Raw genomic sequence first — 15,405 nt, forward strand, 5'->3', positions numbered from 1 at the left:
TAGAAAATTTAAAGATGAATATTCTTGCTCTCGAAACAAGCTGTGACGAAACCTCAGCCGCTGTCCTACTTAATGGTAAAGTTGCTTCGAACATCATCAGTTCCCAGCTTAGGCATCAAGAGTTTGGCGGCGTTGTTCCTGAATTGGCTTCTCGGGAGCACGAGCGACTCATCGCCAGTGTAACGAATACGGCAATGAAAGTTTCCAATATAAATAAATCTGACTTGGATTTCATATCAGCGACCTCAGGACCCGGTCTCATTGGCGCAGTTCTGGTAGGGCTCAATTTTGCACAATCATTTGCCTATGCTCTTGGCATTCCATTTATTCCGATTAATCACATCGAAGCGCATATTTTTTCAACATTCATCAACGACGGCTCACAGCTTGCTTTTCCAAAATTTCCTTTTATTTCACTGACCGTTTCAGGCGGACATACGATGCTTGCGCTCGTCGAAGAAAATTTGTCTTATAAAATTTTAGGAAAAACAATCGATGATGCTGCAGGTGAAGGATTTGACAAAACGGGTAAAATGCTTGGGCTACCTTATCCCGCCGGACCAATTATCGATAAACTTGCCAAAGAAGGAAATCCTCACTTTCATAAGTTTCCTCAAGCCCTGATGAACCGAGGAGAACACGGAGGACTTGAAAATTTCAATTTCAGTTTTTCAGGTCTTAAAACTTCTGTTCAAACCTATTTGCAGCAACAGCCCAAAGCATTTATTGAAACCCATTTGGCCGATATTTGTGCCTCAATTCAATTTGCTATTGCTTCAGCATTAACTCGGAAAACCATCGCCGCCGCTGAATCGCTGGGCATCAAAACAATTTCAGTGGCTGGAGGCGTCAGTGCTAATTCTGAACTTCGACGTCAAATGAACGAAGCCGCGGCTGCTCGAAACATTTCACTTTTCATTCCTAAACCAATTTACTCGACTGATAACGCTGCAATGATCGCCACCCTTGCAAAACTTAAAATAGAGCGTGGACAATTTGAGGCTCGTCGTTATAACGCAAAAGCGTTCGCATCACTATAATTCATTGTTCTGATGAAACCACAGTTCTTTTTGATGTCTCAAAAAAATTCGAGCATCTTGACCTGAAGTTTTTGATTAATGATTAAAATCTGATACCCCGCCTCAAATAAAGAACGATAACGTAAAAAGTTATTTGAGAAATTGCCTGAGGAGCGATTTAAGATTGGTATTGGACTCTGTGCCTTAGGAAGAGAAATGAGTCATGCTTTTTGAACGGTGTTCTGACCACGAGTTTTGAAGAGAAAAGAAAGATAAATTTTTGCTTTTGTTTGCAGGCCGCTTCACAAGCCAAAAAACCTTTTGATGAGCGAAAATCACTAAGAATAATTTGAGTCAAATTCCACTCTTTCAATCTGCTCAATTCAAAAATTACATTCCCCACAAAGAAATTTTTCCTTCGCCATCACCTTGAGCCGCGCTTGAAAAAATTTGGAAAATGACATCATCTGGGACATCTTTTTCGCGCAGAAATTCTAAAAAGCGAAACATCCCGAAATCCGCAAGCATTGCAATTGGCAAGCCTTCTGCGCCAATACCATATCCTGTGGCGTGGGCCTTTGCACCGTTAAACCACTTATTCAAAAAATCATTATCCACGCCTCTTGCGCGAAAAAAACTTGCAATTATGTTTTCAGCGGTTTGTAACGAAGGGGAAGGATGCGTTGCAAAAATTGACTCCATTTCAACTGAAATTTCTTCAAACTCTCGAATCCCATTTTCATCAAGATATTTTGAAAGCAAGTTAAAAGCCTTTTCTCCCGGAGATTCATTTGAACGAACATCAACCATAAATTTCTTACGCTATATTTTTGAAATTACCTGAGTTTCAAATTTACCGATTTATTTGAAGCCTTTTCTTCAAATAGAATCATCGAATCTTTGAGGGATCTCTTCACTTAACGAGCATCATTGCATTCGTTTCTTCAAAAAGACCAGCTTTTGAATTCACTTTCAGTTTGTAAAAATATACACCGCTCGAAAGTTTCAACGAACCAGCTTCAAACGGGATAGAATAATTTCCTTGATTGTGACTGGATTTCAGAAGTGTGGTGACTTTTTTTCCTAAAGCATCATAAATCTCGAGCGTGACATCCGATGGTTCCTTCAAGTTGAATTGAATTTGTGTGGTTGGATTAAACGGGTTAGGAAAATTTTTTAACCCAAAGTTTTTACTTTTTTTTTGAGGCGTTTTTCCCTCCTTCACCTTCAGTGGGGTCGGTGGAAAAAAAAACGTCAACATCTCTTTCATCAATGCCCGCCAGTTTCCCCACGAGTGCCCTTCATTCACTTCTCGGTAAAGCAGTGGGTAGCCCTTTTGTTGCATTAAGTCACGCATTTGCCGCGCCCGATCTCGTGTATCATTAATGGTTCCGGAGCTCATGTAAACTTTGAGCGGTAATTTCACGGAGTCTTGATAATCGGTGTAAATCCCGGGCGAGTACCAAAATGCAGGTGATTGAATCCCTATCAACCCAAAAGTATGTGATGCCCTTACACCAAAAAAAGCCGCACAAATTCCGCCAAGCGAAGTGCCCAAAATGGCACGCTGGTCTTGGCTCTTTGCGGTTTTATAATTAGTATCAATCAATGGAACCAGTTCATTTTTCACAAAATTGAGATAAGTGGTATTCATCGGATATTCATTTTGCCGCCGGTTTTGACTTGAATTTGATGGATTTACCGGGCTGATAAAGACTGCAATAATCGGCCGTATCGAACCCTCAGCGATAAGGTTATCCAAGGTAATCACCATACTGCCCATTTGATCATGAGAGTACTCCTGACCATCGGTAACATAAATGACTGGAAGATTCGAAAGCGTGTTATAACCATTGGGTGTATAAACTCTGTAATGAAGTGAATAACCCAGATTGTTTGATGAAATGAGTTGATTTGAAGTGAGTGGCCCTTGAGCGACACCTTGCTTTCGATATGCAAAAATTGGAGAAACATATTGCGGCATTCGGAGTTCCGAATTCGGTCCAAAGCCGCTCATTTGTTGGTTTGGATTGTTGGGATCTAGTATCCAATTATTCCCATTGAGAACGATTTTATAATCGAGCCGTGCGTCGTTGGGGAAAACGGTTTCCCAAATCCACACATCGTTGTTTCCAATCTTGACACCAGTTCCTCCGCTCGAACCTCCCCAATTATTGAAATCGCCATTCCACTTTACAGAGCTTGAATTTCCGCGATAAAGAAATGCCACGGAATCGCCGATGGCAAAAGGGACGCGCCTAGAATTAAGAAGCAATTGCCAGAGTACATTGAGTTCCGTTGGGCTGTTTGAGGCAGTTACCAGCGCAGATTTAAATTCAGAAAATGTTTGAAATTTCGCACTGTCGGGATATTGTGCTTGGATGACTTGATGGGAAAACCAAAAAGAAGTAATCAAAACGAAAAGGGAACTCAATTTCATTGTTTTAAGAGCAACACATTTGTTGGGACTATTTGATTTTGGTTGGAGTGATTGGTAACTGAACTTCATAAATACTTCATTGAATATGATTCGGTAAACCTTAAAACACAAGATTAACTTTTAAAGGATGATTTAAAAAGGAAATATCGCCCCGAGTTTTTTTTAAAGAGCGATATTTCATTTGCGTTCAAAAGATAATCTGTTAGTGAATCGTTTCTTCGTAAGGCAACGCCACAACAGGAATAAGCGAGGCATTGGCCTTTAGAAAATACACAGCGTGCTCGAAATGACTTGCTGCCGACTCCGAATAGATTGGCCCAAATAAACTAGAAAGAATTTCTTTTGTAAGGTTTTTTCGAAGTGAGGTAAAGAAAATTTCCTTGATTGATACCACATCCTCTTCCTCCTCAAAAATGGTCTCGAAAATACTTGTTGGCTTGGGATACTCAACTAACGCAAGTTTTGTTTCCGGATTAATACCAGCTGCTTCTTTCAAAACTTCGAGCGCTTTATAAAACCCGCCGAGTTCATCCACAAGTCCAATCTCCTTAGCGGCGAGCCCAGTCCATACCCTGCCTTGAGCAATGGAATCTATACTTGCAATCGACTTACCTCGACCTTCAGCGACATTGGCTAAAAACCGTTGATAAATCCCATCCACCATTGCATCAAAGCGAACCATCATTTCAGGTGAAAATTTTTGAAATAGATTAAACCCATCGGCATACTTTGAGGTGGTTATAACATCGCGCTTAAGGTCAATCATCGATTGCAGCTTTTGAATATTCGGCTTCATACTAAACACCCCAATTGAGCCGGTAATAGTATAAGGGGAAGCAACAATTTTATTGGCATTCATCGCCACCCAATACCCGCCAGAAGCGGCAAGATCCGACATTGAGACGACAACCGGCTTGCCTTGATTTTTAATATTCTCAATCGCCAACTTTATTTTATCGGATGCAACTGCTGAGCCCCCGGGGCTATCAACTCGAAGCAAGACACCCTTGATTTCGCTATTTCTTGCAATTTCATTCAGGGCTTTTACAATCGGCTCATCGCCTGTATTTCCAGCTCCGCCCTTTCCATCGACAATTCCTCCCATAATGTAAACCACCGCCACTTGTTCGGTTTCAAAATCCTCACTTTCAACCGAAACATTTTCATAGTTCTTTCTTGAAATGAACAATTTTGACTCAAGTGATTCATTGTATTCATTTTTTAGAAGGCCCTTTAACTGATCAAAAAATAGGGCACTATCAGCATAACCCATCGCTACGGCATCGTCATCGCGAAGCCACGCTTTATTTGTTCGCATCTCAAGAAATGACTCTTTTGAAATTTTCCGTGATGACGAGATCGCAGCAACCATCGCACTATCAAAGAGTTTTAAGTAAGCTTCTCTCTGAATTCTATCTTCGTTTGAAAGCCCTGTTCCTACATAAGTTTCAACAGCGCTTTTAAATTTACCTCGACGAGCTGCTTCAAATTCAACACCGATTTTTTCAAGGGTATTTTTGTAGTAAAGTCTTTCAGAAACAAGTCCATCGAGCATCAACATGCCATAAGGTTGAATAAAGATTTTGTTGCATGCTGAGGCAAGGTAATAGTCGGCGTCATCAGCAACTGAGAGATATGCCCAAACTTCTCTTCCGGTTGTGCGAAAATCTTCAATCGCTTCTCTTAATTCAGTGAGTTTTGAAAATAGCGCAGAAGGATTTTCAATTTTTAACACGATTCGTTGAATGCGTGAATCCTTTTTGGCTTTGCGAAACATCTTCAGTAACCCTTGATGCGTGACCGGATTTTCCGGAGTAAATGGTGGAAATGCCTCTTCCGTAGAGATTTCGCTGAGTTCACCGCGAATCTCGGCAAACAGAACTGTTTTTTCAGCCACAGAAACCGTTGAGCTGCCTGACTTAACAACTGCAATAATTCCTATAACTAAAAGCAAAGCAAAAATGATAAGCCAAAATCTGCCTCGTTTACTTTTCTTATCTGACATTTGAATGTGAGCAAGGTTAGGTTCAATATTTCTTTAATGGCTTAGAATCTAAGCCTAAACAGACTTTAACGCAAACTTCTAAGACTTGTTTGTAAAAATCCTTCTTCAAGATGCCAATGAAACCTTTATCTTTGCGCTGCATTTTTTTAAAAGCATGTATCGAAAATCTTTAACTCAAATTGCTAATCGAAGAAATTTCGGTTTTTGAACTATGGTCATTATGAAATTTGGCGGAACATCGGTTGAAGATGCATCTGCGATGTCGAAAGTTGCTTCAATTGTTCACACCGCCTTAAAACGTTCTGTAGAAGAGGGCTCTCCTGCACCGATGGTTATTATTAGTGCATGCGCCGGAATTACGAATAAGCTTTTTGAGCTTTCAAAATTAGCGGCCGCAGGCAAAGAATCCGAAGCCTTGAAAATATTTGGCATCATTCGTGATCATCACCTCAAAATCATTGAAAATTTAGTTACCGATCCAACACGAAAATCACTTGTTACTGAAAAGATCATTAAGCTTCTCTCTGAACTTGATCAGTTGGTTAGAGCAGTCATTTACCTTGGCGAATTAACCCCACGTTTGGAAGATGCTTTTGCATCGTTTGGGGAGTTGCTTTCGTCAACCGTTTTAGGTGAAGCATTGAATCAAAATGGTATTTTTACTGAATGGCTTGATGCCCGCCATTTACTCAAAACCGATTCAAATTTTGGAAAAGCAGTTCCACTTTGGCCGCTTGTTGAAAAACAAATCCAAGAAAAAGTTTATCCTTTGCTTAAAAGGGGTACGGTAGTGCTTTCCCAAGGTTATATCGGCTCCACAGAACAAGGAAAAACCACAACCTTAGGGCGAGGTGGCTCTGATTACTCAGCCGCGATATTTGGCGCTGCGCTTGGTGTCGATGCAATTCAAATTTGGACTGATGTCGATGGTGTATTAACCACCGACCCACGCGTTGTCGCGGGAGCACGCCGCCTGAAAGTGATGACTTTTTCAGAGGCCGCCGAACTTGCATATTTTGGCGCAAAAGTTCTTCATCCTTCCACAATTCGCCCTGCGATTCAAAAAAATATTCCGGTATATGTTTTGAATTCAAAACGACCGGAGTCGGAAGGAACTCGCATCTCCAATGAAGTGGATTCCCACGAAGGCACCGTAAAATCAATCGCTTGTAAAAAGGGGCAAACGATGATCAACTTGACCACCACCTCAATGCTCGGAGAGTATGGTTTTCTTTATAAGGTTTCAGAAATTTTTGCTGAATATGAAACCCCAATTGATATGATTTCTACCAGCGAAGTGTCGATTTCCGTAACCATTGGCATAACAACAAATCTTGATCTGATTATTGAGAGATTGAAGAAAATCGCTGATGTCAGTATCGACCGTGGTGTTGCCATCGTTTGTGTGGTTGGAGATAGCATTCGAAAATCACCGGGTATTGCCTCACGTGTTTTTTCTTCTTTGCCAAGCATCAATGTGAAAATGATTTCTCAAGGTGCTTCAGAAATCAATATCGGATTCGTTGTCGATGAAAAGGATGCCGATACCGCGGTGCGACTTCTTCATGATGAATTCTTTTCTGCAATTCGCGAAAATGCCATCTTTGCATAATTCTCATAAACTGTGAAAAATCAAAAAACTGAACTGTCATGCGAAAATTCGGTGAAATTTTATTGGAAGAGGGTTTCGTAACCCAAGAACAAATGGATAAAGCGTTGGCGTACCAGTCAATGAGCCAATTGCTTTTGGGTCGAGTGCTTGTGGATTTACACTTTATGACCCATCATCAACAAGAACGCGTGTTCGAATATCAGAAGCAGCATCACGGGAAGCGTTTCGGAGAATGTGCCATTGAAATGGGTATTGTAACGCAAATTGAATTGGATAAAGCGGCTGAAGTCCAAGCAAAATCAAAAGGTTATTTGGGCGATTTACTCATTGAACTTGGTTACCTTACACCACAATTGCGCGATAAAGTCTTGCACATTCAAATGAGCGAAATCAACCATTAACTCATATAAATTTTATGGATTACAAAACAGCCGGCGTTGACATTGATAACGGTGAAGAAGTTGTTCATCGCATAAAACCGCTCGTTCGCCGAACCTTCACCAAAGGCGTTGTGAGTGATATCGGCGCTTTTGGCGCATTCTTTGAATTAGATACGACCGGATTCGAAAAGCCCGTTTTAGTCAGCAGTGTTGATGGTGTTGGAACAAAGCTCAAAATTGCCGCTGAATTGGGGCACTACGATACCGTTGGGCAATGCCTTGTGAATCATTGTGTGAACGATATTCTTGTTTGCGGTGCAAAACCACTTTACTTCCTCGATTACTACGCAACCGGAAAGCTACAACCCGATAACGCCGTTGCTGTCATTGGTGGAATGGTAAAAGCCTGCGAAGAAAATGGCTGCGCACTCATCGGCGGAGAAACGGCTGAAATGCCGGGCGTCTATTCCGGCACCGATTTTGACTTAGCCGGAACGATTGTCGGTGTGGTGGATAAAGCAAAAATTTTAGACGGAAAGTCTATTACTGCCGGAGATATTCTCATTGGGGTTGATAGCAACGGGCTTCATACGAACGGCTATTCACTTGCCCGAAAAGTGCTTCAAGGTAAGTATCACGAACCAATGCCAAATGCCACTCACACCATTGGCGATGTTTTGCTTACCCCACACCGCTCCTATTACAAAACCATCTATCCAATGCTCTCCGATTCATCCCGCTTTGGAATCAAAGGCCTTTCTCATATCACCGGCGGCGGACTCGTGGGAAATACAATGCGCATTATTCCCAAAGGACTTTCACTTGCTGTAGATTGGAACGCGTGGGAGCGCCCCGAAATTTTCAAGTTAATTCAATCTTTGGGCAATGTTCCGGAGAGTGATATGCAGCGAACATTTAATTTGGGCGTTGGGCTGGTAATTGTCACTTCCGATTCCTTCCTACCCACTATTTCCGAGCATCTTCGTTTGATGGGCGAAAAGTTTCGAGTCATTGGAAAAGTGGTAAACACCGCTGCCTAATTCTCTTATCTCAAAATGGACTTATGACAAGCCGCTTCTAAGAAGCGGCTTTTTTTCTCATGTCCCGCATTTATTCAGCCAATACTTCCAAATGATGACCATTGCCAATGTATCAAGCTTGCAATATTCCAAAAGCAATTGTTCCCACTTTTGCTTCTTTTCGGGATGGGCAGCACTACGACCGTAAATCATTTCCTCGTAAGCACGCATTGCACCCATTCCTTCTTCTACCCGCTCTGCACGCTCAAAAATTTCAATCGATTCAAGTGCCTTGTAGGGACTTAAGACCTCGCCTTTTTCAACCTTCACATATTTTTTAAGCCAAGAAAGTTCGTGAAGAAAAACGCCATCTTTCCAAACGGCGGGAAGTACGGCTTTGATGGATGTTGAGCCTTTCATCATTGGATGAAAGAAATAATCGAAACAAAGTTTATTCATATCCACCATTCTGCCATCAGAAACACCCTCGATCTTAGCTGTTGATTCAAGCCACTGCAAAAGCGGCGCGGCATCTATGTGAAGGGTTCCGGCATAATCTTGAAGCTGTTGATAGATTGCGCGAAGTACCGTGTTTTCGTATTGTGTCCAGATAAGGATCGTTCCTGAATTTCCAAGCTTTTTCATCAGACTTTCAGCAAATGTGAAATTCGGAAAAACCGCTTCAGTATTGAGGAATTCGGAATGTGTGGGTTCTGCATCAGGAGAACTTAGTGTATGAACACTCCATTGAAATGCAATACGCTCATAGGCACGCATTCCTCGGTGGTAAGGCAAGGCCGATTGGTAGGTTTCGAAATCAATGAAGTGTACGGGATATTGAATGTGTTGCAATTCTTGCTTAAGCCCATTACCTATCCATACTTTTCCTGATCTCGTATTTTCAATTTGAATCTTTTGTCTTAAGCCGCGCGATCCAAAATCGCCCTTTTTATTCTTGAGCCAATCGAGGGGAATATCAAAAAGTGAGGTTGATTTGGTTTCAATGAGCTGATTGGTTTTCTCGTCATCAAGCCCCCAATAAAGCTCAAAAAAGTGTGGCGTTGGTTTTGCGAGCTCTCCCCAACATTCATCAAAGCCGCTTTCAGCCTTATTCTCACTAAAAAATTCGCAGCCTTTACAGCCTCTTCCGATAGGCGTTGCGATTTTCTTAATCTCACCATTTTCTCCTAAACTATCAAGGTATTGCGCGATATCGTTGCGAATCAATGGGATAAGGAATTCGACTTCATTGGTCACTTCAATCCGAGTAAGAAATTGATCTTGATGAATGGCTTCAAGGCTACCTGTAAAATCAACTTTGTAACCTTTCCTTCCTGAATCGAGTTCTACTTCATTGAGTTGAAATTGCTTAGCAAGTCCCTCAATTCCAGTTGTCTTTGTTTTATCCGTCATCATCAGAAACGCGCGAATGCTCATCTGCGGAAATGCCTCACGGGCGATAATCACTTGGAAGGCGATATCACGGAGATATTCATCCCAACCCGAAGCGATTTTATCTTTCTTTGCCGACCAAAACTGCTCATTGCCTAAAGTGCCGTCGAATGATTTCGCTTTAACTTCAATTAATTCAAGTTCATTTCCTCTTTTACGAAGAATATCAACCCTTGCGAGTTTTCTGTTTGCAATAAGGAGTGGCTCAAAAAGTGTCACTTCCTCTTTCAAAAGCATTTCTAGAGTCACTTGATGGGCGTTCAAAATTGACTGATCACTTTTAATTTCAATGCCTTCGGGGAACATAAGCTGCGCCAATTTGGCAACTAAAAATCCGCCATCAGCCAAGTTGTCTAAAAGAGGATCTGATTCACGCTCATTCGGGTAATTTTTTTTAGCATAAAAGAGTTTCGTAGCGCAGCTTTGCGCAAGCTTAAAATCAGATTTTGATAAGTACATCGTTGGGCGGCATTTCGTGATTTAGAAAATCAAATATAATTCGGCCCTTTGATTTAAAACCAAAAACCGCACCCATTGCGGTGTGCGGCCTTTGGCATCATCAATCAAAGTAACAACTCTTTTTGCGCGTGCTTATACAGTTACTTCGGCAGCCTTTTCTTTACGATACTTTTCAAGCGTTTGCAAATAATGATCGGCGTGCGCCTTCTCCACTTTCTTAAACGACTTGAAGCGTTTTGCTGCTGCCTTAAAGATTTCTGCATGCTCGAGCGATTCCTTTTGCTGCTCACGGAATTCCTCTACGGCATCCAAATTCCCCTCGCGAAGCGCCGTCGCCTCAAATTGTGGGTACATTATGTTGGTTTCGTAAAGCTCACCTTCAGCTGCAATTTCCAAAAGTTTTTCAACCGTAAGCAAATACTTCGGGTAAAGCAATTGCAAATGCGCGACGGCGTGGCCGAATTCATCGCGAGCGGTTTTTTCAAATACTTCCGCCACTTCTTCGCTGCCAAGTTCTCGGGCAATTTCTCCGAAGTAGAGATAGCGGCGAAAGGCCATTGCTTCCCCTGCAAATGCAGCTTCGAGATTTTTCCGTGTTTCTGTTCCTTGAATGGTCATAAAGTCTCCTTTAATTTTTAGTTCGTTGTTAATAAAAAAAGCGGTTGAGATTCTTATATTCAAAACCAATTGATTTCTATTTTCAATAAGTTTTGTCAATCACTACACGACAAACCTACAAGAGTAGATTCAATAAATGAAATCGATTGTTTTTATTTACCGATAGTATTTATCAATATCCTATTTTTTCACTACTAACCTTCGGGATGTATGTCGCTCAACATTACGCTTACACAGCTCTCCTATATTGTCGCTGTCGATACCCACAGAAATTTTGCCAAGGCTGCCGATAGTGTATTTATTACGCAGCCGACACTTTCGATGCAGATTCAGAAGCTTGAGCGGGAGCTTGGAGTGATGATTTTCGATCGGAGTAAACAGCCGGTTGAGCCTACCGGAATCGGTCGAGTTATCTTGGATCAATCTCGCGTGATTCTTAAAGAGTCACAAAAGTTACCTGAGCTCATTCGAGTCAATCAGGGGGCTATTGAAGGAGAATTCAGGCTTGGTATTATTCCAACACTTGCGCCGAGTCTTCTACCCCTTTTCTTAAAAAACTTCACACACAAATATCCAAAGGTAGAGTTGGTCATTGAAGAATTGCAAACGCATGTGATTGTGGAGCGGCTTCGCAAGGATACGCTTGATGCAGGGCTTTTGGCCACGCCGCTTTCGGAGGTAGGAATCGGAGAGATTCCATTATTCTATGAACCTTTTGTCGCGTATCTACCCCAGACACATCGCTTAGCTAAGAAAAAAAAGATTTCGATTGATGATCTTGATAGCCACGATTTGCTTCTGCTCAATGAAGGTCATTGTTTTAGAAATCAGTTAATTAAACTATGCCGTTTTTCAACTCCCGAAAAAAATCATGATAAGGGGAATGATAAGAGTAATCATGCCTCACAATCCTTTCGATTTGAAAGTGGAAATTTTGATACCCTCAAAAAATTAGTGGATCAAGGGTTTGGGATGACCTTGCTCCCCTATCTCAAAGCACTTGACTTAGAAAGGAAAGATCATCCAAGTCTAAGGCATTTTGATCTACCTACACCGATTCGTGAAATCTCTATTGTTCATTCACGTTCAGTTTTGAAAAAGCATATCATTGATTTACTTGGCGCTGAAATCAAGAAAACGGTTCCAAAGCAACTTTTAAGTCGTGAAGGGACAAACCGAATAGAGCCGATTTTAAATGAAGCACTTTTATAACTAAGGAACGAAAAATATTCTCTCGGTTTTTCGTTTAGAAAAAAGTGGGTTTATTTCTCCGATAGTAGAATTAAAAAAGGAAGGATCAATAGGGAGATAGTCTTTTGATTCAAATTTCAATAGGGTCATTTTATTATTTTTTTCTTTCGCAATCGTGAATTGCTCAAGATCTGCTTTAGATATGGGGATTGCGAGCGAAACATGATCTTTGTATTCCAAAATGATGGGGCGAATTTTGAGAATTTTCTTGTAGAGAAGAGCAAGTAGGATAGTGCGGTCTTCGCAGTCACTATATTCATCAAATAAAGTTTCCTCGGCAAAGCTACAGTGTTCACCTCGTTCTGTTGCCTTATCCTCTTTATATGGTAAGGCATAAGTCACAAAATCGTGCAAAAATTGTAGCGCTTCAATGCTGCTTTTTTTTTCTTTTTGGATAATTGATGCGAGGGAATCGGCGAGTGAAAAGAGGGATTCGCCAAAGATCATGTCAAAATATGTCGGTAAATCTCGCTGAGGATATGCGGCGTAAAAAGCCATTTTTAATTGACTGATTTCCCCTTTCAAAGCATACAGTTTCCCACCTGAACGCCAAATCCATTCTTTTTTTATTGTCGCCCCGCCAAAGTCCGGCATGTCGGTCACTCTCAAATCCATCGGTCGTTTCCGATTCATCTTCTCTTGTGAAATCGGAAGCATTTCAACTTGTGTAGAAGAGAGGGTATGAAATTTTCCACTTTTTATATCGATCAGGTAAAAGTAAGAATTCATGTACTCAAGATTCGATGCAAAGAAGAGCTTTTCTTTTATAGCAAGCGCAAGTGAACGAATATTTTTTTGGTTGGTACTTTCTTGCACTAAAGTCGCGTTGAAGGGTGTCTTTTCAAGCAAAGCCAGAAGAACATGTGATACCCTTTCGTCATTGACTTCAATAGATTTTGCTGCCTGCAAATAAAGTTGAAATCGCCACCATTCCGACAAGCGAAGCGAATCGGCCACTCGATGAAGCACCTTATGAACGCTTTCTAAGCGAGAAGAAATTGTAGAAATCATTGCCTCAAAATTTGGGTCATTGAGTTCCCTTTGAAATACAATGCCTTCAAGGTTTGGCGGTTGAATCAATACTCTAACTTGATAGAAATGAACAACGACCTGCGGGTTACCTTTTGGCTTTTCTAAAGTGACTCGAGGGTCAGCTGTTTTCCCTACAAGACTGTTGCTGAGAAGAATGATTCCGATTGAAAGATTGATAAGGATTTTTTTCATTTTTTTATTCAACTTGAAACTCATTTTACTTAAGCAAAAGGGATGAGTTTCACTCGGTAAAGAGGAATTTTGAGACGATTCAGTTCAAAATCAAAAGTTGTAATAGCTACTCGCTCTGATCGAATAAAATCAACAACTTCTTTTGAACTGAAAAATTTCTTGGAACTAACCAAATCATCGCCCTGACTTTTCGCCATAACGGCTTGTGCAAGTGCAAGCGCAGAACCAAAGAAATTTAACTTTCCGTTTGGAGAAGAAACCAAAACCTTACCCGAGTATAATCCTAAACGCAATCGAAGGGGCTTGTGTGGATTTCTCATATTTCTAACCCGAAGCAATTGCAAAACTTCAACACCTGCTTTGAGTGCCATTTCTTGTTTAGGAAATGTGATTGCAAAATCGAATGTGCCACTATGGCAGATACGGCCTTCATAAGTACGTGCGCATTTTGAAAGTAACGCTTCAGCTTCTTTGTAAATTTCTCTTACGGGAAGGTCTCCAAATTCTTCAAGCAACTCTATTGGATTTAATAGCGCCGCTGAAAGAAAGACTGCTTCATGAATCTGAAAATTCACAGAGGGGTGCATGACATCCTCAGGGAAATGATCAAAGAAATCAGGAAAAGCTGTTGCTGAATAAGCGGATGTCGATGTTCGTATTTTACCTAAAGTCTCGAAGGTGAGAGTTGCACGAAACGGCTTAGGATTTTGAACTGTCAGTTGAAACACGGGCTCTTGGGCTAAGCTTCCGGTAACCGATAGCTCTTGACCAAGGTGAATCACCAACTCATTTGAACCTGTGTCTTTTGAAATTTCAAATTGTACAGTCCCCGAAGTAATTGATGAGGAAATGTGATAAAAGCCTTCACTCATCGCCATCTGTTGCGAACGATGATGGGCTGGTTCAATCATCAACTGTGAAGAAAGGTGATTGAAATGAGATGGGCTTCCGGCTGAGTATTGACCTTCATCAGAGGATCGATATTTGATATTGGGTGAAAAAGTGATTTCAATATTCTTATCAAATTCGGGAGTAAACTCCGTTTTGCATACCGAGCAATGGTGTTGAGTTGGAATCTCCGCAAGTCGTTCATAGCGCTGAACTTGGCTTTTGCAAACGGGGCATATGATATCCCAGTTTTTTTTCAGGTACCCTTCTCTTGATGCTTTAATTAAAAAGCGCAAAACTTCGCTTGGTGTTGAACGGCTGAAATAGCTGAGTGGAATTGGTCGCATGCGCCTTATGTAACGGTCGGGCGCGGTGTAAATGTATTCAGAAATTTTTTCCGGAAGTGCCGTATCTGGAGCCAAATGTTTCCAAGTTTTTGCTAAGGAATCGATTTCAGCGCCGAATGTCTTTTCTTCTGCCATAAAGCTTTCATAACCTAATACTTCTGTTCGGCGAATAGCCTCATCGATTCGCTTTAGTTCTGCAATCAATCTTTCAATGTCTTCATTTGCAAAGACCATTGCAGAAAAGTTTTCATCGCGTGGTAAATATCGAACTTCAATGGTAAGCAACGTTCCCCCTGTTTGACTGAGCTCTGCTTTTAGTTTCAACGCGTAGTATTGAAATGCGCCGGTGAGATAAAAGCGTTCACAGAATAAATACTCTGGCGCAACCCACTCAAAAGGCAATTCTATAAATGTTTCTTTGGAATCGGTGATTTCGGAATCACGCTCTGTTTCGATGTACAAAGCATTCCCTTTAATGGAATCAAAAAGACGATCAATTTTTTGTTTTCCAAAGCCAATTTTTTTGAAAAGAATTTCCGTATTCGAAAGGTATGTCCAAAGTTCTTCGGGCGCGTGGCGAAGTTCTGCCATTCCTTGTAATGACAGCGCTTCTGAACGGAGCTTTTGAATTTCCGGTAGATCAGGTATTGAACATTTGTCTGTCATTGCGGCAGAAAAGGGTTGTAATATC

At 41.2% G+C, this 15,405-nt stretch carries 12 protein-coding genes; 5 read left to right on the top strand and 7 right to left on the bottom strand.

Annotated elements, in window-relative coordinates; genetic code table 11:
* The first annotated feature begins 14 nt into the window (after nt 1–14).
* The gene (gene tsaD / locus SFU91_02335; GenBank protein MDX2127857.1) at nt 15–1,040 is read left to right on the top strand and encodes a tRNA (adenosine(37)-N6)-threonylcarbamoyltransferase complex transferase subunit TsaD; all 1,026 of its coding nucleotides are present in this window, start codon (nt 15–17) and stop codon (nt 1,038–1,040) included.
* 369 nt (nt 1,041–1,409) lie between these two features.
* Here the strand turns inward: tsaD and SFU91_02340 are convergent, their stop codons facing one another.
* The 3 genes from SFU91_02340 to sppA all read right to left on the bottom strand — a co-directional run bounded on the left by SFU91_02340 (nt 1,410) and on the right by sppA (nt 5,464).
* Nucleotides 1,410–1,829 carry a hypothetical protein gene (locus tag SFU91_02340; GenBank protein ID MDX2127858.1) on the bottom strand — a complete coding sequence of 140 codons (420 nt, stop codon included), beginning with the start codon at nt 1,827–1,829 and terminating at the stop codon, nt 1,410–1,412.
* 103 nt (nt 1,830–1,932) lie between these two features.
* Nucleotides 1,933–3,459: an alpha/beta hydrolase-fold protein gene (locus tag SFU91_02345; protein MDX2127859.1), complete on the bottom strand. Its 1,527-nt coding sequence runs from the start codon at nt 3,457–3,459 to the stop codon at nt 1,933–1,935.
* Between the two features lie 202 nt (nt 3,460–3,661).
* Nucleotides 3,662–5,464, bottom strand: a complete 1,803-nt coding sequence (gene sppA, locus SFU91_02350) for a signal peptide peptidase SppA (GenBank protein ID MDX2127860.1) — start codon at nt 5,462–5,464, stop codon at nt 3,662–3,664.
* Nucleotides 5,465–5,675: 211 nt separating this feature from the next.
* Between sppA and lysC the strand changes: the two genes are divergently transcribed.
* The 3 genes from lysC to purM are packed head-to-tail and all read left to right on the top strand — an operon-like array spanning nt 5,676 to nt 8,496.
* Nucleotides 5,676–7,076 carry a lysine-sensitive aspartokinase 3 gene (gene lysC / locus SFU91_02355; GenBank protein MDX2127861.1) on the top strand — a complete coding sequence of 467 codons (1,401 nt, stop codon included), beginning with the start codon at nt 5,676–5,678 and terminating at the stop codon, nt 7,074–7,076.
* Nucleotides 7,077–7,114: 38 nt separating this feature from the next.
* Nucleotides 7,115–7,477, top strand: a complete 363-nt coding sequence (locus tag SFU91_02360; GenBank protein ID MDX2127862.1) for a hypothetical protein — start codon at nt 7,115–7,117, stop codon at nt 7,475–7,477.
* Between the two features lie 14 nt (nt 7,478–7,491).
* On the top strand, nt 7,492–8,496 hold the full coding sequence (gene purM, locus SFU91_02365; GenBank protein MDX2127863.1) for a phosphoribosylformylglycinamidine cyclo-ligase: 1,005 nt from the start codon (nt 7,492–7,494) through the stop codon (nt 8,494–8,496).
* A gap of 57 nt (nt 8,497–8,553) precedes the next feature.
* Here the strand turns inward: purM and SFU91_02370 are convergent, their stop codons facing one another.
* Both SFU91_02370 and SFU91_02375 read right to left on the bottom strand, forming a co-directional pair.
* A complete protein-coding gene (locus SFU91_02370) occupies nt 8,554–10,386 on the bottom strand; it encodes a DUF2779 domain-containing protein (protein ID MDX2127864.1) in 1,833 nt (610 codons plus the stop codon).
* Between the two features lie 132 nt (nt 10,387–10,518).
* On the bottom strand, nt 10,519–11,004 hold the full coding sequence (locus SFU91_02375; GenBank protein MDX2127865.1) for a rubrerythrin family protein: 486 nt from the start codon (nt 11,002–11,004) through the stop codon (nt 10,519–10,521).
* A 210-nt stretch (nt 11,005–11,214) separates the two neighbouring features.
* On the opposite strand from SFU91_02375, the gene SFU91_02380 reads away from it, so the two are divergent.
* The gene (locus SFU91_02380; GenBank protein MDX2127866.1) at nt 11,215–12,216 is read left to right on the top strand and encodes a LysR substrate-binding domain-containing protein; all 1,002 of its coding nucleotides are present in this window, start codon (nt 11,215–11,217) and stop codon (nt 12,214–12,216) included.
* On the opposite strand, the gene SFU91_02385 is transcribed toward SFU91_02380, so the two are convergent.
* Together SFU91_02385 and SFU91_02390 are read right to left on the bottom strand one after the other, a co-directional pair.
* A complete protein-coding gene (locus SFU91_02385) occupies nt 12,217–13,479 on the bottom strand; it encodes a hypothetical protein (protein ID MDX2127867.1) in 1,263 nt (420 codons plus the stop codon). It abuts the gene before it with no gap.
* 29 nt (nt 13,480–13,508) lie between these two features.
* Nucleotides 13,509–15,380 carry a DUF5939 domain-containing protein gene (locus SFU91_02390; protein MDX2127868.1) on the bottom strand — a complete coding sequence of 624 codons (1,872 nt, stop codon included), beginning with the start codon at nt 15,378–15,380 and terminating at the stop codon, nt 13,509–13,511.
* Between the last annotated feature and the right edge of the window lie 25 nt (nt 15,381–15,405).

It is taken from the genome of Chloroherpetonaceae bacterium (assembly GCA_033763895.1).
Lineage (GTDB): Bacteria > Bacteroidota > Chlorobiia > Chlorobiales > Thermochlorobacteraceae > JANRJQ01.